At 69.6% G+C, this 21,210-nt stretch carries 17 protein-coding genes and 1 riboswitch; of the genes, 10 read left to right on the forward strand and 7 right to left on the reverse strand.

From position 1 onward, the window contains the following. The 7 genes from AVR91_RS16000 to cobN form a co-directional block, all read left to right on the forward strand. Nucleotides 1-866: HNH endonuclease signature motif containing protein (locus AVR91_RS16000; protein WP_228709218.1), on the forward strand; the 866-nt coding region annotated here is incomplete at its 5' end. A gap of 277 nt (nucleotides 867-1,143) precedes the next feature. Further along, on the forward strand, nucleotides 1,144-2,580 hold the full coding sequence (locus tag AVR91_RS16005) for an SLC13 family permease (RefSeq protein WP_083737587.1): 1,437 nt from the start codon (nucleotides 1,144-1,146) through the stop codon (nucleotides 2,578-2,580). Between the two features lie 17 nt (nucleotides 2,581-2,597). After that, nucleotides 2,598-3,752, forward strand: a complete 1,155-nt coding sequence (locus tag AVR91_RS16010; protein ID WP_063277010.1) for a glycerate kinase family protein — start codon at nucleotides 2,598-2,600, stop codon at nucleotides 3,750-3,752. 56 nt (nucleotides 3,753-3,808) lie between these two features. Next, nucleotides 3,809-4,045, forward strand: coding sequence for a hypothetical protein (locus AVR91_RS16015; protein ID WP_063277011.1), 237 nt, complete (start codon nucleotides 3,809-3,811; stop codon nucleotides 4,043-4,045). Then, complete coding sequence (locus AVR91_RS16020) at nucleotides 4,035-5,480, forward strand: sensor histidine kinase (protein WP_063277012.1); 1,446 nt, start codon at nucleotides 4,035-4,037, stop codon at nucleotides 5,478-5,480. Before AVR91_RS16015 ends, AVR91_RS16020 begins: the two co-directional genes overlap by 11 nt. Beyond that, a complete protein-coding gene (locus tag AVR91_RS16025; protein WP_016332050.1) occupies nucleotides 5,465-6,142 on the forward strand; it encodes a response regulator transcription factor in 678 nt (225 codons plus the stop codon). The genes AVR91_RS16020 and AVR91_RS16025 overlap by 16 nt, the downstream gene beginning before the upstream one ends. Before the next feature lie 53 nt (nucleotides 6,143-6,195). Next, a riboswitch (cobalamin riboswitch) is annotated at nucleotides 6,196-6,268 on the forward strand. Nucleotides 6,269-6,321: 53 nt separating this feature from the next. Next, nucleotides 6,322-9,903, forward strand: coding sequence for a cobaltochelatase subunit CobN (gene cobN / locus AVR91_RS16030; RefSeq protein ID WP_063277013.1), 3,582 nt, complete (start codon nucleotides 6,322-6,324; stop codon nucleotides 9,901-9,903). 204 nt (nucleotides 9,904-10,107) lie between these two features. Here the strand turns inward: cobN and AVR91_RS16035 are convergent, their stop codons facing one another. Further along, on the reverse strand, nucleotides 10,108-11,196 hold the full coding sequence (locus tag AVR91_RS16035) for a dihydrofolate reductase family protein (RefSeq protein WP_063277014.1): 1,089 nt from the start codon (nucleotides 11,194-11,196) through the stop codon (nucleotides 10,108-10,110). A gap of 423 nt (nucleotides 11,197-11,619) precedes the next feature. Here AVR91_RS16035 and AVR91_RS16040 point away from each other — a divergent pair, with 423 nt between their 5' ends. The 3 genes from AVR91_RS16040 (at nucleotide 11,620) to AVR91_RS16050 (ending at nucleotide 15,418) form a co-directional block, all read left to right on the forward strand. Continuing rightward, nucleotides 11,620-13,203 carry an ABC-F family ATP-binding cassette domain-containing protein gene (locus AVR91_RS16040; protein ID WP_063277015.1) on the forward strand — a complete coding sequence of 528 codons (1,584 nt, stop codon included), beginning with the start codon at nucleotides 11,620-11,622 and terminating at the stop codon, nucleotides 13,201-13,203. 81 nt (nucleotides 13,204-13,284) lie between these two features. Next, the gene (locus AVR91_RS16045) at nucleotides 13,285-14,583 is read left to right on the forward strand and encodes a gamma-glutamylcyclotransferase family protein (protein ID WP_063277016.1); all 1,299 of its coding nucleotides are present in this window, start codon (nucleotides 13,285-13,287) and stop codon (nucleotides 14,581-14,583) included. Nucleotides 14,584-14,596: 13 nt separating this feature from the next. After that, entirely contained in the window at nucleotides 14,597-15,418 is an 822-nt protein-coding gene (locus tag AVR91_RS16050; protein WP_143254015.1) for an ATP-grasp domain-containing protein, read from the forward strand. Nucleotides 15,419-15,422: 4 nt separating this feature from the next. On the opposite strand, the gene paaE is transcribed toward AVR91_RS16050, so the two are convergent. The 6 genes from paaE to paaZ are packed head-to-tail and all read right to left on the reverse strand — an operon-like array spanning nucleotide 15,423 to nucleotide 21,085. Then, nucleotides 15,423-16,493, reverse strand: a complete 1,071-nt coding sequence (gene paaE, locus AVR91_RS16055; protein ID WP_063277018.1) for a 1,2-phenylacetyl-CoA epoxidase subunit PaaE — start codon at nucleotides 16,491-16,493, stop codon at nucleotides 15,423-15,425. A 1-nt stretch (nucleotide 16,494) separates the two neighbouring features. Next, complete coding sequence (gene paaD, locus AVR91_RS16060; RefSeq protein WP_016332044.1) at nucleotides 16,495-16,983, reverse strand: 1,2-phenylacetyl-CoA epoxidase subunit PaaD; 489 nt, start codon at nucleotides 16,981-16,983, stop codon at nucleotides 16,495-16,497. Continuing rightward, entirely contained in the window at nucleotides 16,977-17,834 is an 858-nt protein-coding gene (gene paaC, locus AVR91_RS16065) for a 1,2-phenylacetyl-CoA epoxidase subunit PaaC (RefSeq protein WP_063277019.1), read from the reverse strand. Before paaC ends, paaD begins: the two co-directional genes overlap by 7 nt. A 1-nt stretch (nucleotide 17,835) precedes the next feature. Beyond that, entirely contained in the window at nucleotides 17,836-18,120 is a 285-nt protein-coding gene (gene paaB / locus AVR91_RS16070) for a 1,2-phenylacetyl-CoA epoxidase subunit PaaB (RefSeq protein WP_016332042.1), read from the reverse strand. Beyond that, a complete protein-coding gene (paaA, locus tag AVR91_RS16075; protein ID WP_037346626.1) occupies nucleotides 18,117-19,058 on the reverse strand; it encodes a 1,2-phenylacetyl-CoA epoxidase subunit PaaA in 942 nt (313 codons plus the stop codon). Before paaA ends, paaB begins: the two co-directional genes overlap by 4 nt. Continuing rightward, entirely contained in the window at nucleotides 19,055-21,085 is a 2,031-nt protein-coding gene (gene paaZ / locus AVR91_RS16080; protein WP_063277020.1) for a phenylacetic acid degradation bifunctional protein PaaZ, read from the reverse strand. Before paaZ ends, paaA begins: the two co-directional genes overlap by 4 nt. Between the last annotated feature and the right edge of the window lie 125 nt (nucleotides 21,086-21,210).

Here is a 21,210-nt window from a genome sequence, read left to right on the forward strand (position 1 = left end):
ACACCTCCGCTGAGGATCGGGCGTGCGCGGAGAAGATCCTCGCGAACCTCGCGCCGCACGCCGGTCCCCGTCAACTCTCCGAGGCTGAGGCGAAACTGCTGGGCTGGCTCGACCCCGATGGCAACGATCCCAAAGACCCTGAACCCAAGGATCCACGCCGGGAAATCACCCTGGAGCGCCGGAAAGACGGGTTCTGGAAGCTGACCGGTCTGCTCGACGATGAGACCGGGGCCCGGACCGCGGCCGCGTTGGAGGCGCATGCCCAGCCGCGGCCGGTGGACGAGTTCGGTCAGGCGGATCTGCGGATGAAGTGCGAACGCATGGGAGACGCCTGGGCCGAGCTCCTGGACCTGGCGATCGCGTGTCCGGATCAGCCGGGAACCAGTGGCTACCGGACCTTGGTGAATGTGACCGTCGGGCTTGAGGAACTCAGATCGGGTCTCGGGACCGCGTGCCTGGACTTCGTGGGGACGATGACTGCTCGGGAAGCGCGGCTCGCGGCCTGCGATTGCTTGATGCTGCCGGTGGTGATGAGCGGCTCGGGTGAACCGCTGGATATGGGACGCCTGAGACGGTTCGTCACACCGGGCCAAAGACGGGCGCTGAACCTCCGCGACGGCGGCTGCGCGTTCCCCGGCTGCCACCGAAAACCCAAGAGCTGCCACGCTCATCATATCGAGCACTGGGCAGACGGCGGACCCACCGATCTCCGGAATCTCGTGCTGCTCTGCGGTTTTCATCACCGGCTGATCCACCACGGTGACTGGGAAGTACGGATGGCCGCCGACGGGTTACCGGAGTTCATCCCACCTCAATACCGGGACCCGCTCCGAAAACCCCGACGTAACACCCTGCATCACGTCTAGGCCCCGAGGAGCCCGCCAGCCACCCCAGGCGACGGGCCCCTCGGCATGCCCAGCGCCGGACAGGAGCTGGTGACCGTGTGGATTTCGGGACATCCAACGTCCCAAGATCCACACAGTCCATCACCACCAGACCGGTCACGACCGAAACACCGGCACCCGCAAAACCAGAGCCCCTCAGAACCTGCCCGCCGCACGGCAACAGCCGCGAAGCCAAACATGAAGACCTCCTCATCCGTCCTTAACGGACGATTCAGGAGCGCGTCACAAGCTGATCACCGTGACCGCCTACACCTACACGACCAGCCCACCGAGAAAGCCCACCGAACCCGAAAAACCCAAGCACACCAAGGCATGGCTGATCCCCGCGGCAGCCATCCCGGCGCTGGGCACCGCGCTCGTACCCGGTGGGCCGGGCTGGCAAGGCGCACTGGTCCTGGCCGTCTTCGCCGCGGCGGTGGGTGCCTGGGTCCTGACCAGCCTGGACGACACGTGGATCGCGCTGGCGGCGGTGGCCGTCCTTGCTGTGGCAGGGATTCTGGCACCCGCCGACCTGTTCGCCACTCTCGGCGCGGATCTGGTGTGGCTCCTGATCGCGGCGTTCGTGCTGGCGGCCGGGCTGACCGGGTCGGGGCTGGTCGACCGGTTCGTGGCCATGGTTCCCGCACGGGCGCGATCGGTGCGCGGGCTGGCGCATCTGTCGACGGTCGCGTTGGTGGTCTCGTCGCTGGTGGTCCCCTCGACGTCGGGGCGGGCGGCGCTGGCCGTGCCGGTGTTCACCGCCTTGGCGGGCGCGCTCCCTCGGATGGTCAAGGCGCTCTCGGTGCTGTTCCCGACGGTGGTGCTGCTCTCGGCGGTCTCGACGCTCATCGGCGCGGGCGCGCATCTTGTGGCCGACCAGCTCCTGCGTGAAGCGACCGGCGACGGCATCGGCTTCCTGCGCTGGCTCTTGCTGGGCCTGCCGCTGGCGGTGGTGTCTTCTCATCTCGCGGCCGAGGTCGTCCTGCGGCTGTTCACCACCCGCGAGGACCGCCGTGAGCGGTTCGACCTGCGCGCCGAGTTCCCGCCCCGAGGGCCGTGGACGCGGACGGAGCGGTTCGCGGCGGTCACCATCGGAGCCGTTCTCGTGCTGTGGTGCACCGAGCCGTGGCACGGACTGCCGCCCGCGCTGGTCGGCCTCGTCGGTGCCTTGGCGATGTGCGTGCCGCCGCACCGGGTCACCACGGGTACGGCGCTGAAGACCGTGCCGTGGTCGTTGCTGCTGTTCACCGCCGCGACGGCCGCGCTGGGCGGGGCGCTGGTGGCGTCGGGCGCGGCGGCGTGGGTGGCGGACGTGGCCTTGAGTCCCGTCCGGGGCGCGCCGGCGTGGGTCGTCTTGGTGGCGGTGATCGTGGTGAGCACGGCCGCTCATCTGGCGGTGCAGTCCCGGTCGGCGCGGTCTTCGGTGCTGGTGCCGGTGGTGATCCCGCTCGCGGCGGCGACCGGGCTGGCCCCGGCCGCGGCGGTGTTCGCCTCCACCGCGGCGGCGGGGTTCTGCCACACCCTCACCTCGTCCGCCAAACCCGTCGCCCTGTTCTCCGGCATCGACGGCGTGCCGACCTATTCGTCCCGCGACCTGCTCCGGCTTTCGAAAGTGCTCGCTCCGCTGCACGTGGTCGTGGTCACCGTCTTCGCCTTGCTCGTCTGGCCGTCCCTCGGCCTGTCACTCGTGCCATAACCCATCAGGAGGAAGTCATGCGGATCGTCGTCGCCCCCAGTGGGTTCAAGGAAAGTCTCGGTGCCGAAGCCGCCGCCGACGCCATCGCCGAGGGTGTGCTGCGGGTCGTCCCGTTCGCGGAGATCGACCGGGTCCCGCTCGTGGACGGCGGAGAGGGTTCGGCCGCGGCGCTGGCGGGGAGCACCGGCGGGAAGATCGTGGACACCGTCGTCACCGGCCCGGTCGGGCTGCCGGTGCGCTCCCATTTCGCGATTCTCGGCGACGGCTCGACGGCGGTGGTCGAGATGGCGGCGGCCGCCGGTCTCCGCCTGGTGCCCGCCGATCGCCGCGATCCAGGGCGCACCACCAGCCGGGGCGTCGGCGAGCTGATGGTCGCCGCGCTCGACTCGGGTTGTTCGTCGGTGCTCGTCGGCTGCGGCGACTCCGGGGTGTCCGATGGCGGGGCCGGGGCGCTCCAGGCGCTGGGTGCCCGGGTGCTCGATCGCGCCGGTCAGGAGGTGGGCCCCGGCGGGGCGGAGCTGGCGCGGGCCCGGCACATCGACGTGTCCGGACTCGATCCGAGACTCGCGGACACCGGACTCCGGCTGGCGGTCAACCCGCACAACGTGCTGTGCGGTCCCCGCGGCGTGGCCAGGGTGTTCGGCCCGCAGAAGGGCGCGACCCCCGAGCAGGTGGAAAGACTCGCCGCCGCGCTGGACAACTGGGCCGGTGTCCTACGCCGCGACCTGGGCGCCGACGTCGCGCTCATTCCCGGATCGGGTGCTTCCGGCGGTCTCGGCGCGGGGCTGTGCGCGGCGCTGGGAGCCCGGCTTCTCCCCCGGTTCGAGGTGCTGCTGGACCACGTGGACCTCGACGCACGGCTGGCGGCGGCCGATCTCGTGGTCACCGCCGAGGGGACGATCGACGCCCAGACCCCGCACGGGAAGGTGCCCGCCGAGGTCGCGCGCCGGGCCAAGGCGCACGGCAAGCCGGTGGTCGCGCTCGCCGGGCGGATCGGTCTGGACGCCGACACCACCTACGCGGTCGGTATCGACGCCTTCCAGGCCATCCAGCCCGGTCCGGTGGATCTGGACGAGGCGATCCTGCGCGGAGCGGAGTTCCTGACCGACGCCGCCGAACGGTTGCTGCGGATCGTGCTGGTCGGCACCCGCCTGTCCGCGTCCGCTATGTGAAGATTCCTTCATCTTGTCCTCATTTTCGCCACATCGACGGCCGGGAAGGTGGAGCCATGGCCCGTTCGCCGCGTATCGCCCTCCTCGTCGCCGCCGTGGCGCTCCCGCTCGGTGCGGCGGCGGTCACCTGGGCGTGGCCGGAGCCGCCCGCGCCGCGCGCACCGATCGAGGTGAAGCTGCGAGATCACCCGGCGCCGTCACCACCACCGAGCAGTTCCACGCCGGTGGTCGTGCCACCACCCTCGGTGGTCCCGCCCGGCGACGACCAGGACGACGACGACAGTGACGACTGAACCCCGGCGGCCCAGGATGCGGGCGGTCCCCGCGCGGATCCGGATCATGGGCTGGCTGCTGCTGCTCGTCGCCGTGGTGACGGTGTCGACGACGCTGGTCACCTACAACCTGCTGCTGCGCGAGGTCGACAGCGACGTCAACGCCGCGCTCGAACAGGAGGCCGCCGAACTCGGCCAGGTGCTGGAAGAAGGGGTGGACCGCGCCACCGGGCAGCCGTTCCCGGACGTGCGGTCCGCGCTGTCGGCGCATCTGCGGCGCCAGTACGTCGACGACGACGAAGTGGTGCTGGCCTGGACGCCGTCGTCCGGGCCGATCCTGCAGGACCGCGAGGAACCGTTCCGGCTGGGCGAGAGCCCGGGACTGCTGAACCCGATCCTCGCCGACCCGGCGCGCAGCGGCAGCGTCGAGACCCCCGCCGGGGAGATGCGCTGGATCCGCGTCGACGCGTCCGGCACCCGCGAGGGTGACCGGGGCTCCTTCGTCGTCGGCTACTTCGTGGACCGCGACCGCGCCGAGATCGCCACCACCGTGCGGACCCTGCTGTTCGTCGGGTTGCTCGGGCTCGTCCTGGCCGGGGCCGCGGCTTGGCTGGTCGCCGGGCAGATCCTCGCGCCAGTGCGGCTGGTGCGCCGCGCCGCCGCCGAGATCACCGAACACGACCTGACCCGCCGCATCCCGGTGGACGGCCGTGACGACGTCGCCGCGCTCGCCGAACAGTTCAACGCCATGCTCGACCGGCTCGACCTCGCGTTCGCCACCCAGCGGCGTTTCCTCGACGACGCCGGCCACGAGCTGCGGACCCCCATCACGATCGTGCTCGGCCACCTCGAACTGCTCGATGACGATCCGGCCGCGCGGGCCGAGGCGATCCGGTTGTGCGTCGACGAACTGGACCGGATGAACCGCATCGTCGGCGATCTCCTGCTGCTGGCCAAGGCCGAGCAGCCCGACTTCGTCACCCTCGCCCCCACCGACGTCACCGAGCTGACCAGCGATCTCTACGCCAAGGTCCGCACCATCGGCGATCGTCGCTGGCGGCTGGAGGCGCTCGGTGAGGGCCAGGTGCCGCTCGACGAACAGCGCACGACCCAGGCCGTGGTGCAGCTGGCCCAGAACGCCGTCCAGCACACCGAAGACGGCGACGAGATCCTGATCGGCTCGGCCGTCTCCGAGGACACCGTGTCGTTCTGGGTGGCCGACCATGGTCCGGGTGTCCCCCAGGAGGACGCCGAGAGGATCTTCCAGCGGTTCAACCGGGGGCCCTCAGGCGGCCATCGGAGCGGGGCCGGGCTCGGACTGGCGATCGTGCGCGCCATCGCCGAGGCTCAGCACGGCCTGGTGCGCCTGGAGTCGGCACCCGGCCGCGGCGCCCGGTTCACCATCGAAATCCCTGTTCACGCCGTCGAAGGAGGCACGCCGTGGCCCGTATCCTGATCGCCGAGGACGAGGAGCGCATCGCCTCGTTCGTCCGCAAGGGGCTCGTCGCCAACGGCTTCACCACCACCGTCGTCGCGGACGGTGAGCAGGCCCTCCAGTACGCCCTCGGCGACGGCTACGACCTGCTGGTGCTCGACCTCGGCCTGCCCTCCCGCGACGGCCTGTCGGTGCTGAGGACGCTGCGTGAACACCACAACACCACCCCGGTGGTGATCCTCACCGCGCACGATTCGCCGCAGACCACCCTGGCGGGGCTGGAAGGCGGCGCCGACGACTACATGGCCAAACCGTTCCGCTTCGACGAGCTGCTGGCCAGGATCCGGCTCCGGCTGCGCCGCACCGAACTCGTCGCCGAGACCACCGTGCTGCACGCGGGCCCGCTGTCGCTGGATCTGCGCACGCGCCGCGCGGACGTCGACGGCACCGGCGTCGACCTGACCTCGCGCGAGTTCGCCCTGCTGGAGCTGTTCATCCGCCACCAGGGCCAGGTGCTGACCCGCGAGCAGATCCTCTCCCACGTGTGGGGGTACGACTTCGACCCGGGCTCCAACATCGTCGACGTCTACGTCCGCACCCTGCGCCGCAAGATCGGGGCGGGCCACATCCGCACCGCGCGCGGCATGGGTTACGCGTTCGACCCCGGTCGCACATCACCTTGACTCGCGCCGGAGCGCACCGGAGAGTGAACCGAAGACCCACGCGACGGCAGAGGGAGGAACCCGGTGAGAGTCCGGGGCGGTCCCGCCACTGTCACCCTCCCGCCCAGGGAGGGGAGCCAGGAACTCCGGCCGTCGCGACCACACGACCCGGGGCGCGGACACCCCGAGTGAGGACTGCCGTGATCCTGCTTCTGTCCACTTCGGACACCGACCTGCTCAGCGCCCGCTCCAGCGAGGCCGAGTACCGGCTGGCCAACCCGGCCCGCCTCGACCTCGCCGAGCTGCCCGCCCTGCTCGACGGCGCCAAGATCGTCGTCGTCCGGATCCTCGGCTCCGAGCGCAGCTGGCAGGAGGGGCTCGACACGGTCCGCGCGAGCGGCGCGCACGTGGTGGTCCTCGGCGGCGAGCAGACGCCGGACGCGCAGCTCATGAAGCTCTCCACGGTCCCGGCGGGCACCGCGGCGGAGGCGCACGCGTATCTCGCGCAGGGCGGGCCGGAGAACCTCACCCAGCTGCACCGGTTCCTGAGCGACACGCTCCTTCTGACGGGTGACGGCTTCGAGCCGCCCGCCGTGCAGCCGCTGTGGGGTGTCTTGGAGCGCGAGCCGAAGGGCACCGAGGGCCCGATCGTCGCGATCCTCTACTACCGGGCACATCACCTGTCCGGGAACACCGAGTTCGTCCACGCCCTCTCCGACGCCGTCGAGGACGCCGGGGGCCGCGCGCTCCCGATCCACTGCGCCTCCCTGCGCACCCGCGAGCCGGAGATGATGGCCGAGCTGGCCAAGGCCGACGCGCTCCTGGTCACCGTGCTGGCGGCCGGCGGCACCCGGCCGTCGGAGGTCGGCGCGGGTGGCGACGACGAGGCGTGGGACGTCGCCGAGATGGCCGCGCTCGACATCCCGATCCTGCAGGCGCTGTGCCTGACCAGCGACCGCGAAACCTGGTCCGCGAACGACGACGGCCTCTCCCCGCTCGACGCGGGCAACCAGATGGCCGTCCCCGAGTTCGACGGCCGCCTCATCACCGTCCCGTTCTCGTTCAAGGAGATCGACGACGACGGCCTCCCGAAGTACGTGCCGGACGCCGAGCGCGCTTCACGGGTCGCCAAGATCGCGCTCGCGCACGCCCGGCTGCGCCACACTCCCCCGCCGGAGCGCCGGATCGCGCTGATGCTGTCCGCGTACCCGACGAAGCACTCCCGCGTCGGCAACGCCGTGGGACTCGACACGCCCGCGTCCGCGATCGAACTGCTGCGCCGCATGCGCGACCAGGGTTACGACCTCGGCGAGGATCCGTTTCCCGGCGTCGAGCCCACCGGCACCGACCAGCCCGACGGCGACGCCTTGATCCACGCGCTCATCGCCGCCGGCGGACAGGACCCGGAGTGGCTCACCGAGGAACAGCTGTCCGGCAACCCGATCCGCGTGCCCGCCGACAAGTACCGCCAGTGGTTCGCCGAACTGCCCGCGGAACTGCGCGAGGGCATGGAGGAGCACTGGGGTCCCGCCCCCGGCGAGCTCTATGTGGACAACGGCGACATCGTCCTGGCGTCCCTGCAGTCGGGCAACGTCATCCTGATGATCCAGCCGCCGCGCGGCTTCGGCGAGAACCCGGTGGCGATCTACCACAACCCGGACCTCCCGCCGAGCCACCACTACCTGGCCGCGTACCGCTGGCTGGAAGAGGAATTCGGCGCGCACGCCGTCGTCCACCTCGGCAAACACGGCTCGCTGGAATGGCTTCCCGGCAAGACCGCGGGTCTCTCGGACTCGTGCGCGCCGGACGCGGTACTCGGTAATCTGCCGCTGATCTATCCGTTCCTGATCAACGACCCCGGCGAGGGCGCGCAGGCGAAACGGCGCGCGCACGCCACGATCGTCGACCACCTGATCCCGCCGATGGCCCGCGCCGAGAGCTACGGCGACATGGCCCGCCTCGAACAGCTGCTCGACGAGCACGCCAACATCGCCGCGATGGACCCGGCGAAACTGCCCGCGGTCCGCGCGCAGATCTGGACGCTGATCCAGGCCGCGAAACTCGATCACGACCTCGGTGTCGAGGAACGCCCGCACGACGCGGAGTTCGACGATTTCCTGCTGCACATCGACGGCTGGCTGTGCGAGGTCAAGGACGCCCAGATCCGCGACGGCCTGCACATCCTCGGCGCCGCGCCGGTGGGCGAGGCGCGGATCAACCTCGTGCTCGCCATGCTGCGCGCCCAGCAGATGTGGGGCGGCAAACAGGGCGCGGTCCCCGGTCTGCGGTCCGCGTTGGGGCTCAAGGAGAACAGCGACGCCCCACTGTCCGAAGTGGACGCCATCGAGCAGACGGCGCGCTCGCTCGTCGAGGCGATGGAAGCCAGGGACTGGTCTCCCGCCGCCGTCGCCGAGGTCGTCGCCGAAGTGCCGGAACACCAAGAGGTCGCCCGTGTGCTGACCTTCGCCGCCACCGAGATCGTGCCGCGGCTGGCGGGTACCGGCGCCGAGATCGACGCCGTGCTCCACGCGCTCGACGGCGGCTACATCCCGGCCGGTCCCAGCGGCTCTCCCCTGCGCGGCCTGATCAACGTGCTGCCGACCGGCCGCAACTTCTACACCGTCGACCCGAAGGCCATCCCGAGCCGTCTCGCGTGGGAGACCGGGCAGGCGCTCGCGGACTCGCTTCTCCGTCGCTACAAGGAGGACACGGGTGACTGGCCGCGTTCGGTCGGTCTGTCGGTCTGGGGCACGTCGGCGATGCGCACGTCGGGTGACGACGCGGCGGAAGTCCTCGCCCTGCTGGGTGTCCAGCCGATCTGGGACGAGGCTTCGCGACGCGTCACCGGGATCGAAGCCATCCCGCTCGCCGAACTCGGCCGTCCGCGGATCGACGTCACCGTGCGGATCAGCGGGTTCTTCCGCGACGCCTTCCCGCATGTGATCACCCTGCTGGATGACGCCGTGCGCCTGGTGGCGAACCTCGACGAGCCGGACGAGCAGAACTTCGTGCGGGCCCACACCCGCGCGGATCTGGCCGCGCACGGCGACGAACGCCGGGCCACCACGAGGATCTTCGGCTCCAAGCCGGGCGCGTACGGCGCGGGCCTGCTGCCGCTGATGGATTCCGGGAACTGGCGCGACGACAAGGATCTCGCCGAGGTCTACGCGGTCTGGGGCGGGTTCGCCTATGGCCGCGACCTCGACGGCAGGCCGGCGCGCGAGGACATGGAGAACTCGTACAAGCGGATCGTGGTCGCGGCGAAGAACACCGACACCCGCGAGCACGACATCGCCGACTCCGACGACTACTTCCAGTACCACGGCGGGATGATCGCGACGGTCCGCGCGCTGACCGGGACCGCGCCCGCGTCCTACGTCGGCGACAGCACCACCCCGGACGCCGTCCGCACCCGCACGCTCGGCGAGGAGACCGCCCGCGTCTTCCGGGCCCGCGTGGTCAACCCGCGCTGGCTGGCGGCGATGCGCAAGCACGGCTACAAGGGCGCTTTCGAACTGGCGGCGACCGTCGACTACCTGTTCGGTTTCGACGCCACCGCCGGGGTGGTCGGCGACTGGATGTACGAGAAGCTCACCGAGTCCTACGTGCTCGACGAGGTCAACCAGGAGTTCCTGCGCCAGGCCAATCCGTGGGCGCTGCGCGGCATCATCGAGCGGCTGAACGAGGCGGCCGATCGGGGACTGTGGGCGGAGCCGGACGCCGATCTTTTGGCTCAGCTGCGCGAGGTCTACCTATCGCTGGAGGGGGATCTCGAGTCCTGACATCACCCGCTGGAGCAGTGCCGTGGCACTCCCGGCGGTACCACTGTCGTATGCGCAGAACTTAGCGTGACAAGGGCGGTGGGACGTCAATGATCGGGAGGACAGCGATGATCAAGCGTCTGTTGAAGGTCGTGCTTCGCCACGGTTGCTGCTCGGCGTGCACCGGTCTGGGCTGCGGCTGCTGCGACGCCTGCAAGTAGGAACTCAGAGGTGGACACCCGGGATATGGGTGTTCGCGCGGCGGACGTCGGCGGCGAGGGCGGGTACCTCGATCACCCGGCGTCCGGCCGCCTCCAGTGTCTCGGCGCCGACGCAGTCGACGAACACCGACGGCTCGCGCCAGGCGAAGACGACGCGCGGGATTCCGGCGTCGAGGATGAGCCGGGTGCAGCTTCGCGGATGTGACATCCGCGAGCTGCACGGCTCCAGTGACGTGTACATCGTCGCCTCCGCCAGCCTCGGATCACCTGGTTCGAGTTTGGCGAGCGCGGCTTCTTCGGCATGATTGGCGGGATCGCCGTCGCCCGAGAAACCGGTGGAGATCACCTCACCGTCGGCGGCGGTGATCACCGCGCCGACGCGGAACGTGCGTGGCGGGCAGTTCTCGGCCAGCGCGATGGCCTCGCGCAGGTGTTGGATGTCCACATCGGACGGTTCCGGCGTCGCGTGGTACTCCAGGACGGCGATGTCGCCCAGCCTTGTGCTTTCGACCAAGGTCAGCCCGCGTGGGAACGCGCCTGGCCCGACGAAGCGCGGCGCGTTCGGGTCGCCGACGAAGAACGGCGCGACGGCGAGGTGCAGTTCGTCGACCAGGCCTTCGGTGAGGAACTGGGTGTGGATCGCGCCGCCGCCTTCGACCATCAGCCGCCGGACGCCGCGCGCGTGGAGATCGGCCAGCATTTCCCTTAGGCCGGACAGTTCGACGACGGTCGCTTTCACTCCCGTGACGACGCCGGGCGGGGCGTAGACCAGCTTTTCGGCATCACCGACGGTGAAGAATTGCGCCGCCGGATCGAGTGACCCGCTCCGCGTGAGGGTGACCTTGACCGGCTGCCCCGGGCGTCCTTCCGCGACCCTTTTCGCGACGAGCTCCGGCGAGCGGACCAGCAACCGCGGATCGTCCGCGCGCACCGTGTTCGCGCCGACCAGGATCGCGTCCGACGCGGCACGCAGCCCGTCCACCCTGGCCCAGTCCTCCTGGTTCGACAGCACCAGCCGGGTGTCGCTCGCGTCGTCGAGGTAGCCGTCGAGCGAGACCGCGGCGGAGAGCAGGACATGAGGGCGTTCGATCACGACCGCCAGTATGCCCCTCGCGGGTCTTTGGGACAGGGCGTGTCTTGGGGGCGGGGCTTGTGGCCGGTCGGTTGTTGCCGGGATTCGGCGACGACCAGCAGGGCCCACGACTCGACCCGAAGTCACGATACCGACGTCAACGCACCCGCGCCGTCGCCATAATCCGGCAATACAACACACCTGAATCCAGGCAGCTCCCCAAGAAGTCCCGCCGACGATGGCACCAGTCCATGATCCAGAACCTCCAGCGGACGGCAACGGTCCCGCGTCGAAACATCCTCCCGACGGCCGAACGCCGCAGACCAGATGCCCGCGCAAGCTCCGCAAAAATCGATCGCCACACGACCACCCACGAGCTAACCTGTCGCGGTGATCTTCTGAGACGAACCTGCGCCCTCATCCACCTCCTTCGCAGGGAGTCTCATGTCTTCTTCCTTCACACTTTCCGACGTCACCTTCACCTGGCCCGACGGCGCACCGGCGTTCGAGCGTCTTTCGCTCACCCTCGGCACCGGCCGCACCGGCCTGGTCGGTACCAACGGATCCGGTAAGTCCACGCTGCTCAGGCTGCTCGCCGGCGAGCTGCGGCCCACCACGGGTTCCATCACCACACCGGGTGAACTCGGCTACCTGCCGCAGAACCTCGTCCTCGACACCGGGCGCCGCGTCGACGACGTCCTCGGCGTCACCGCGATCCGCGCGGCGATCAGGGCCGTCGAGGATGGTTCCGCCACCGAAGCGCACTTCGCCACCATCGGCGACAACTGGGACGTCGAGGAACGCATCCGCGCGATCCTCGACCGGCTCGGCCTGGGCGCCGTCCGCCTGGACCGGCGGGCGGGCGAGCTGTCCGGCGGCGAACTCACGCTGCTCGGGCTGGCCGCCCTGCTGCTGCGCCGTCCCGCCGCGTTGCTGCTCGACGAGCCCACGAACAACCTCGACCTGCGGGCGCGTGAACTCGTGCACCGCGAGGTCGCTGGCTGGGGCGGGATCCTCGTGGTGGTCTCGCACGATCGCGAGCTGCTGCGGCTGGTCGACCGGATCGCCGAGGTCCGCGACCACGAGGTCACCCTGTACGGCGGCGACCTCGCGGCCTACGAACACGCCGTCGAGGTCGCGCAGGAGGCGGCGCGGCGGCACCTGCGCGCGGCGGAGTCGGACGTCAAACGACAGAAGCGGGAGCTGGTCGAGGCCGGGATCAAACTCGCCCGGCGCGCCCGCTACGGCCAGCAGATGTGGGACCGGAAACGCGAGCCCAAGGTGCGGATGCGCAAACGCCAGGAGGACGCGCAGATCGCCGCGGGCAAGTACCGGATCCTGCACACCGACCGGCTCGAGGATGCCGTCGAGGCGCTGAAGGCCGCCGAGGAACTGGTGCGGGAGGACGCCGAGATCCGCGTCGAACTGCCGGAAACGACCGTTGCCCGCGGCACGGACGTGCTCCGGATCGACGCCGTGCCCCGGTTCGGACCGGCGGTGGACCTGCACGTCATGGGCCCCGAGCGGATCGCGCTCGTCGGCCCGAACGGTTCGGGGAAGACCACCCTGCTGCGGACGATCACCGGCGAGCTGCCGCCGAAGTCGGGCGAGGTGGGGCTGTTCGTCCCCGCGAGGCTGCTCCCCCAGCGGATCGACGTGCTTGACGACACGCTGTCCATTGTGGACAACGTGCGGCTCGTCGCGCCGTCGCTCACGGACAACGAAATCCGCGCGAGGCTCGCACGGTTCCTGTTCCGGGGCAAGGCGGCCGACCGCGAGGTGGCGTCGCTGTCCGGCGGGGAACGGTTCAGGGCGGCGCTGGCGACATTGCTGCTGACCGAGCCCACGCCACGGCTACTACTGCTCGACGAGCCGACCAACAACCTCGACCTGGCGAGCGTGCGGCGGCTCACCGAGGCGCTGCTGGCCTACCGGGGCACGCTGATCGTGGCGAGCCACGACCGGCCGTTCCTCGCCGACATCGGCATCACCCGCCGGCTTGAGCTCGGACAGCCCCCGGTCGGGTGAACGCGCGCGAGTAACACCGGCGACCTCGATCCCGACTTGCAGGTGACCCTGAGTGTCGGCTCGCCTGCCCCAGGAGCGTTCGTGGTCTTGTATTTCGCCTACGGCAGCAACATGTCCGAAGAAGCGGTCCTCGACAGAGCCCCCTCGGCGGCCCGCGTCGGCAAGGCTCGGCTCCCGGATCACCGGATCCGGTTCGGCCGGAAGTCGAAACGGACGGGGACCGGTGTCGCGGACATCGTCGCCGGGCCGGGGTTCATGGTGATGGGAGTCCTGTACGAGATCCCGGACTCGGAATGGAAGGGGATACTGCGCAAAGAAGGCGCACTGATGAAGGAGCCCGCCTACCGCGTCGTCGACGTGACCGTGTTCTCCTTCGCGGAAAGAAGGAACAGGGCGGCCAAGTCCTTCGCCGTCGCATCGCCTTCAGACGTCGAGCAGATCCCGTCCGCGGACTATCTCTCCGCCATGCTGACCCAGGTCGAAGAGATGAACTTCCCCGCCTACGCCCTTTTCCTCCGGTGGCTGCGAAGGCGGGCGATGGAGACGGACGTCCCGCCGCTGCGCGAAGGACTTCTGGTCTCCGGTACGAACGTCCGGAACAGGGCGGGAGGGCACTACCTCGTCCGGGTCAACCCGCGGACCCTGGGCACGACGAAGAGCGGGCTGGCCACCGTCGAGTTCGACGGCCGCGTCACCGTGGCCGCTCTGGACGCCGCCGAAGAGGTCGCCGAACACTCCTGCGAGATGGACCAGAACCTCCGCCACGCCCTGGGCATGATCGGACAGAACTGCTACGGCTACACGGTGTCGGTCCGGCCGCTCAGTGGAATGCGCAACAGGGTCGACCTGGTCAGGCCGCGCAGCCTCACCCTCCTCGTCCATCAGACGAACTGGATCGACAGCGAGAAGAGGATTTGCGTACTCCACGAACGCAGCCTCGCGCTCTTGGGCATCAAGGAAGGCGAGCACGTCGAAATCCTGAATGTGTGGCGAGGGGAATTCGGCGACCTCTCCGTCAAGAGGATCAAGCTCCGCGCCCACACCTCGGAAAAGCGCGCCGACCAGGCTCGCGAATACCCCGGTTTCGATCATGTCCATCTGGACCGTGAATGCCGGACCGAGCTGGGGTTCCCGGTGGACCGGGCCGGCTTTCTGAATCGCCCCGTCCTGGTCCGGCCCAGCGTGCGCCGCCTGTTGCAACAGCGGATCGCCAGGTACGGGGTGACCTTCTTCCTCGGAATAGCGTCGCTGAGCCAGTTGCTCGCCCTGTTCGCGCCCACACTGCCCAGTCTGCTTCGTGGTCTCGTGGCGATCGCCACCGCCGTTCTCGCGACGATAGTCGTCGCTTGGCTGGACATCCGGGCGAGTTTGACCCACTGAACGAAGGACATCTGTGAACGACCTCAGTAGCGTGATGCACGCCGACTCGCCGAGATCGGGCCTGGCCGACCGGCATTTCGTCCGCCATCTCGAGAACGCCGTCGCCGAAGCGGGTGGGACGCTCGCGTGGCACGCCGACCACTGGCTGGCGGAGATCCGCCGCGACACGGACCGCGCGCTCGTCCTCGGCTACGCCTTTCCCGTCAACAACGTCGTGGCGGCCAAGATCGCCGACGACAAGGCGGCCAGTTCCACCATCATGCGGGCGGCAGGCGTGTCCTGTCTGCCCCAGTACCTGTGGCGGCCGGCCTGGCGGGGTAACCGGCCCGTCGACTGGCTGGTCGAACTCCCCATCGTACTCAAGCCGAACGCCGAGAGCGGCGGTCGCGACGTCCACCGTGTCCGCACTGAAGGCGAGCTGGAGGACTTGGTCTCCACGCTCTCGCAGCGCTATCGCGCGCTGGCTTGGTCCCCTCTTCTCGACGTCGAGAACGAGTTCCGGGCCGTTCTCCTGGACGGCGAGCTGCTTCTCGCCTACCGCAAGGTGCGGCCGCCGGGCAGCCGGGAGTGGCGACACAATCTGCACTTCGGGGCGGTGCCTGAGGTGTGCACGGATCCACTGACAAGCGAGCGGCTGGCGGCCTTGGGGCGAAGCGCCATGGATGCGTTGTCCTTGCGCTTCGCCACGGTCGACATCGTCACCGTCGAGGGAGGTTTCCTCGTGTTGGAAGTGAACAGCGGCGTCTCCTTGGAGCGATTCAGCCGGTACGGCGAGGAGAACTACCGCCTCGCGGGCAAGGTCTACGGCGAAGCGGTCCGAGCCTGCTTCCCGTGACGGGTCAGGCGTCGAAGTCCACGGTGACGGCATCGGAGACTGGCACCGACTGGCAGGTGAGCACGAAACCGGCGTCGACCTCGGCCTTCTCCAGTGCGAAGTTGCGCCGCATGTCCACCTTGCCGTCGCAGATCTTCGCCCGGCAGGTGCCGCACACGCCGCCCTTGCAGGCGAACGGCAGGTCCGGGCGGAACTTCTGCGCGCCGTCGAGCACCGAGGTACCGCGCGGCAGTGTCATCGTCGTCGACCGGCCGTCGAGGACCAGCGTGACCTCGCTGGACGCACCCACGACGGCCGGGTCGACGTGGTGCACCGGCTCCGGCGGAGTGTCCACATAGAACAGTTCCTGATGCACGCGCTCGTCGGGGACTTCCAGCGAGCGCAGGAGTTCCTGCGCGCCGGTCACCATCTCGAACGGCCCGCACAGCCACCAGTGCGCGACGTCCTCGACCGGGATCAGCACGCTGCACAGGCGCCGCAGCTTCTCCACGTCGAGCCGCCCGGTGAACAGTTCGGCCTCGCGCGGCTCACGCGAGAGCACGTGGACGAGTTCGAGCCGCGCGGGGTAGCGGTCCTTCAGATCCGCGAGGTCGTCGGCGAACATGACGGTGTCCGTGCGGCGGTTGCCGTAGAGCACGGTCACCGTCGCGTCGGAGTCGCCGAGCAGCGAAGACGCGATCGACAACACCGGCGTGATCCCGGATCCGGCCGCGATCAGCACGTGATGCCCGGCCGCTTCCAGATCGGGGCTGAAGTTGCCGGTCGGCGGCGCCACCTCGATCTCGTCGCCGGGTTTCACGTCGCGCACGAGCCACGACGAGAAAAGCCCGCCCGGCACCTCGCGGACGCCGACCCGCGGCGCCGCGCCGGCGGGCGCGCAGATCGAGTACGACCGGCGCTCGTCGCGGCCGTCGATCTCCCGGCGCAGGGTCAGCGACTGCCCCGCCTTGAAGCGGAAGGTGTCCGCGAGCTCTTCGGGCACGTCGAAGGTCACCGCGACGGCGTCGTCGCACAGGCGCTGGACGTCCGCCACCTTCAGGGCGTGGAATCCCGTGCGGCGCAGGGTTGCGGTCACGCTAGATCTCCTTGACGTGTTCGAACGGTTCGAGGCAGAACCGGCAGCGGCGCAAGGCTTTGCACGCGGTCGCGCTGAACCGGGACTGTTCCTCGGTGTCCGCGGAACCACAGTTCGGGCAGCGGACCGACGACACCGGCGGGCTCAGCGTGAGCGGGATCGGCCCGGTCCGCCGCGGCGCGGCTCCTGGCGGCGCGATCCCGGCTTCGGCCAGTTTCCGTTTGCCGTCCTCGGTGATCCAGTCGGTGGACCACGCCGGCTGGAGCACCGTGCGGACCTCGACCTCGCCGTAGCCCGCGCCGGTGAGCGCGTGCACGAGGTCGTCGCGCATGGTGTCCATCGCCGGGCAGCCGGTGTAGGTCGGGGTGATCGCGACGACCACCCGGCCGTCCTCTTCGGACACTTCACGCAGCACGCCGAGGTCGGCGAGGGTGAGCATCGGCAGTTCCGGGTCGGTGACCGTGGCCGCCACGGCGTACGCGGTCACCATGTCGCGTCCGGATGTTCCCTGGCGACACTCTGCAGCGTCGCCAGCAGGTAGCCCATCCGCTCGGTGTGCACGCCGTCGCGGCCCATCCGGCCCGAAACCCCGGCGATGGCACCGATTTCGGGCCGCTTCAGCGTCGCGACGGCCAGCACCTGGTCCAGGATGGCGTCGAACTCCGGCCGCAGCGACGGCGACTCGACGAACTCGACCTCGTGCGACGCGAAAAGCTCGTCCACGTACGGCCAGACCGCGTCGAGGCCTTCCTGCATCCGCGCGTGGGACAGCTCGGTACCGTCGCCGAGGCGCACGGCCCACTGGGCGGCGTAGTCGCGGTGGTACGCGGCTTCCTTGACACCCTTGTCCGCGATGGCCGCCAGCACGGGGTCCACAGAGGACTGAAGCCGCTGCAGCAGGGCGAGCCGCCAGATCGAGAACACCAGCAGCCGCGCGATCAGATGCCCGAAGTGCCCGCCTTCGAGTTCGGCCAGGCGGACGTTGCGGTATTCCTGTTCGCTCCGGAAGAAGGCGTACGAATCCTCCGAACGCTCACTGCCGTCGGCCTTGCCCGCGCGGGCCAGCAGCAGCCGGGCCTGCCCGAGCAGGTCGAGCGCGATGTTCGCGATCGCGACCTCGTCCTCGAGTTCGGGCGCGTTCGTGCACCACTCCTGCAGCCGGTGCGAGAAGATCAGCGCGTCGTCGCCGAGCATCAGGCAGTAGGCCGCCAGCCGCGCACCGTCCACACCGGACGGGACCGTGGTGTCCACACCGGACAGCGGATCCTCGAACCCGGTGCCGAAGGCCCAGCGGGAGTCGTTCTCCTCGGTGATCGCCTCGTAGGCGTTGTCGAAGCTCATGTCAGATGTGGGGAACGTTGTCGGGGATTTCGTAGAACGTCGGGTGCCGGTACACCTTGTCACCGCTGGGCGCGAAGAACGGATCCTTCTCGTCCGGCGAGGACGCCGTGATGGCGCTCGCGCGCACGACCCAGATCGACACGCCCTCGTTGCGGCGGGTGTACAGATCCCGCGCGTGGTGCAACGCCATGTCGTCGTCCGCCGCGTGCAGCGAACCCACGTGCACGTGGTTCAGCCCGCGCTTGCCCCGGACGAACACCTCGTACAACGGCCAGTCGTGTTTCATCGCGAACCCTTCTTCGCTGCGTGCGCCGAGGCGGCTTCCCGCACCCACGCGCCGTCTTCCTGGGCCCGCCGCCGGTGCGCGACGCGCTGGGCGTTGCAGGGGCCGTTGCCCTTCAACACGTTCTTGAACTCGTCCCAGTCGACGGCGCCGAAGTCGTAGTGCCCGCGTTCGGCGTTCCACTTCAGGTCCGGGTCCGGGAAGGTGACGCCCAGCGCCTCGGCCTGTGGAATGGACATGTCGACAAAGCGCTGCCGCAGCTCGTCGTTGGTGTGCCGCTTGACCTTCCACGCCATCGACTGCGCGGTGTTCGGCGAATCCGCGTCCGGCGGGCCGAACATCATCAGCGACGGCCACCACCAGCGGTTCACCGCCTCCTGCACCATCTCGCGCTGCTTCTCGGTACCGCGCATCATCGTCATCAGCAGCTCGTAACCCTGCCGCTGGTGGAAGGACTCCTCCTTGCAGATGCGGATCATGGCGCGCGCGTACGGCCCGTACGAGCTGCGGCACAACGGGACCTGGTTGCAGATCGCCGCGCCGTCCACCAGCCAGCCGATCACGCCGACGTCGGCGAAGGTCAGCGTCGGATAATTGAAGATCGACGAGTACTTCTGCTTGCCGTTGATCAGCTTGTCGGTCAGATCCGCGCGGTCGGCGCCGAGCGTGGCGGCCGCGGAGTACAGGTACAACCCGTGCCCGGCCTCGTCCTGCACCTTGGCGAGCAGGATCGCCTTGCGCCGCAAGGAAGGCGCTCGGGTGATCCAGTTGCCCTCGGGCTGCATGCCGATGATCTCCGAATGCGCGTGCTGCGCGATCTGCCGGATCATCGTCTTGCGGTAACCCTCGGGCACCCAGTCGCGCGGTTCGATGCGCTGGTCGCGCTCGATGGTCGCCTCGAAATGCCGTTCGAGGTCTTCCTCGGGCAATGTCGCGGTCATGACTGCTCCTTGGCGACGAGGGTCAGCACGTCGTACTTGGCGACCGAGTCGCCGTCGGCGTTGGTGACGTCGGCGTCCCAGCGGACCTCGCCGTACTCCTGGTCGATCCGCGGGGTGATCTGCTTGGCGGTCAAGGTCACGGTCAGCGAGTCGCCGACCTTGACCGGGGTGAGGAACCGCAGGTTCTCCAGGCCGTAGTTCGCCAGCACCGGACCGGGTTCGGGCGAGACGAACAGGCCCGCCGCGAAGGACACCACGAGATACCCGTGCGCCACGATCCCGCCGAACAGGGGGTTCGCCGCCGCGGCCTCGGGGTCGGTGTGGGCGTAGAAGGTGTCGCCGGTGAACTCGGCGAAGTGGTCGACGTCCTCCTGGGTGACGGTGCGCGGGCCTGCGACCACGGAGTCGCCGATCTTGAGTTCCGCCAAGGACTTCCGGAACGGGTGGACGTCGCCTTCGGTGCGCGGCGCACCCGCGACCCAGCGGCCGGTGACCGTGCTCAGGGCGGCGGGCGAACCCTGGACCGCCGTGCGCTGCATGTGGTGCAGCACGCCGCGGACGCCGCCCATCTCCTCGCCGCCACCGGCGCGGCCGGGGCCACCGTGCACCAGCTGCGGCATCGGGGAACCGTGACCCGTGGACTCCTTGGCGTCTTCGGCGTCGAGCACCAGCAGGCGGCCGTGGTACGGCGCGACGCCGAGGACGACCTCGCGCACGAACTCCTTGTCGGCGGAAACGACGGAACCCACGAGGCTGCCGCCGCCGCGGGCGGCGAGCTCGATGACCTGCTCGGTGGAGGTGTAGGGCAGCAGCGTCGACACCGGGCCGAACGCCTCGACCTCGTGCGGCTCGGAGCGCTCCGGGTCGGCCTTCAGCAGTACGGGTGAGATGAACGCGCCGCGTTCGGCGTCGGCGCCGATGACCTCGACCTGCTCCGGGTCGCCGAAGACGACCGTGCCGACGTCCAGCAGCGCCTTGAGCGACCGCCGGACCTCCTCGCGCTGCTCCAGGCTGGCCAGGGCACCCATCCGGACGCCCTCGGCGGTCGGGTTGCCGACGGTGGTCTTCGCCAGCCGCGCGCTCGCGGCCTCGGCGACGTCGTCCACCAGGTCGGCGGGGACGAACGCGCGGCGGATGGCGGTGCACTTCTGGCCCGCCTTGACCGTCATCTCGGTGGTCAGCTGCTTGACGAAGAGATCGAACTCGGTGGTGCCGGGTTTGGCGTCCGGGCCCAGGATCGACAGGTTGAGCGAGTCGGCCTCGGCGTTGAACCGGACGGAGTTGCGCACGATCGCGGGGTGCGCGCGCAGCTTCTGCGCGGTCGACGCGGAGCCGGTGAACGAGACGAGGTCCTGCGCGGTGACGTGGTCGAGCAGGTCGCCGACGCTGCCCGCGACGAACTGCAGCGTGCCCTCGGGCAGGATGCCGGATTCGATGATGATCTCGACCAGCCGCGCGGTGAGGTACGCGGTCTGGCTGGCCGGCTTGATCAGGCTCGGCACCCCGGCGAGGAACGCGGGCGCGAACTTCTCCAGCGGACCCCAGACGGGGAAGTTGAACGCGTTGATCTGCACGGCGACGCCACGCAGCGGGACGGCGATGTGCTGGGCGACGAAGGTGCCGCCCTTGCTCAGCGGCTCGACGTTGCCGTCGACGTAGACGGTGTCGTTCGGCAGTTCGCGCTTGCCCTTGCTGGAGTAGGCGAACAGCACGCCGATGCCGCCGTCGATGTCGACCATCGAGTCGGTCTTGGTCGCACCCGTGCGCGCGGAGAGCGCGTACAGCTCCTCGCGGTGTTCGCGCAGGTGGGAGGCCAGTGCCTTCAGCAGCGCGGCACGCTGGTGGAAGGTCAGCTCGCGCAGCGCGGGGCCGCCGACGCGGCGCCCGTGGTCCAGCGCGGCGGCGAAGTCGATGCCCTCGGACGAGACCCGGGCGACCTCTTCGCCGGTGGAGGCGTCGTGCAGCGGTACGCCGTCGTTGTCCGCCGTGTGCCATCCGCCGGAGACGTAGCTGCGCAGCAAAGCCATGGGGCGACCCTTCATGGTGGATTTACAGACCGTCCGTTCAGTAATTCACTGTAGCTCCTGACCGGGGTCTTGCAAACCCCCCGACGGCGGTGGACCCTTGACATCTGCCCGAAAGCGCGCCTTTA

Source organism: Amycolatopsis keratiniphila subsp. keratiniphila, assembly GCF_001620365.2.
GTDB lineage: Bacteria > Actinomycetota > Actinomycetes > Mycobacteriales > Pseudonocardiaceae > Amycolatopsis > Amycolatopsis keratiniphila.

Coding starts and splice junctions, on each gene's coding strand:
- AVR91_RS16010 (WP_063277010.1), top strand. CDS start 2,598: ATGCGGATCGTCGTCGCCCCCAGTGGGTTCAAGGAAAGTCTCGGTGCC.
- AVR91_RS16015 (WP_063277011.1), top strand. CDS start 3,809: ATGGCCCGTTCGCCGCGTATCGCCCTCCTCGTCGCCGCCGTGGCGCTC.
- AVR91_RS16040 (WP_063277015.1), top strand. CDS start 11,620: ATGTCTTCTTCCTTCACACTTTCCGACGTCACCTTCACCTGGCCCGAC.
- paaD (WP_016332044.1), bottom strand. CDS start 16,983: ATGGTGACCGCGTACGCCGTGGCGGCCACGGTCACCGACCCGGAACTG.
- paaC (WP_063277019.1), bottom strand. CDS start 17,834: ATGAGCTTCGACAACGCCTACGAGGCGATCACCGAGGAGAACGACTCC.
- paaB (WP_016332042.1), bottom strand. CDS start 18,120: ATGAAACACGACTGGCCGTTGTACGAGGTGTTCGTCCGGGGCAAGCGC.
- paaA (WP_037346626.1), bottom strand. CDS start 19,058: ATGACCGCGACATTGCCCGAGGAAGACCTCGAACGGCATTTCGAGGCG.
- paaZ (WP_063277020.1), bottom strand. CDS start 21,085: ATGGCTTTGCTGCGCAGCTACGTCTCCGGCGGATGGCACACGGCGGAC.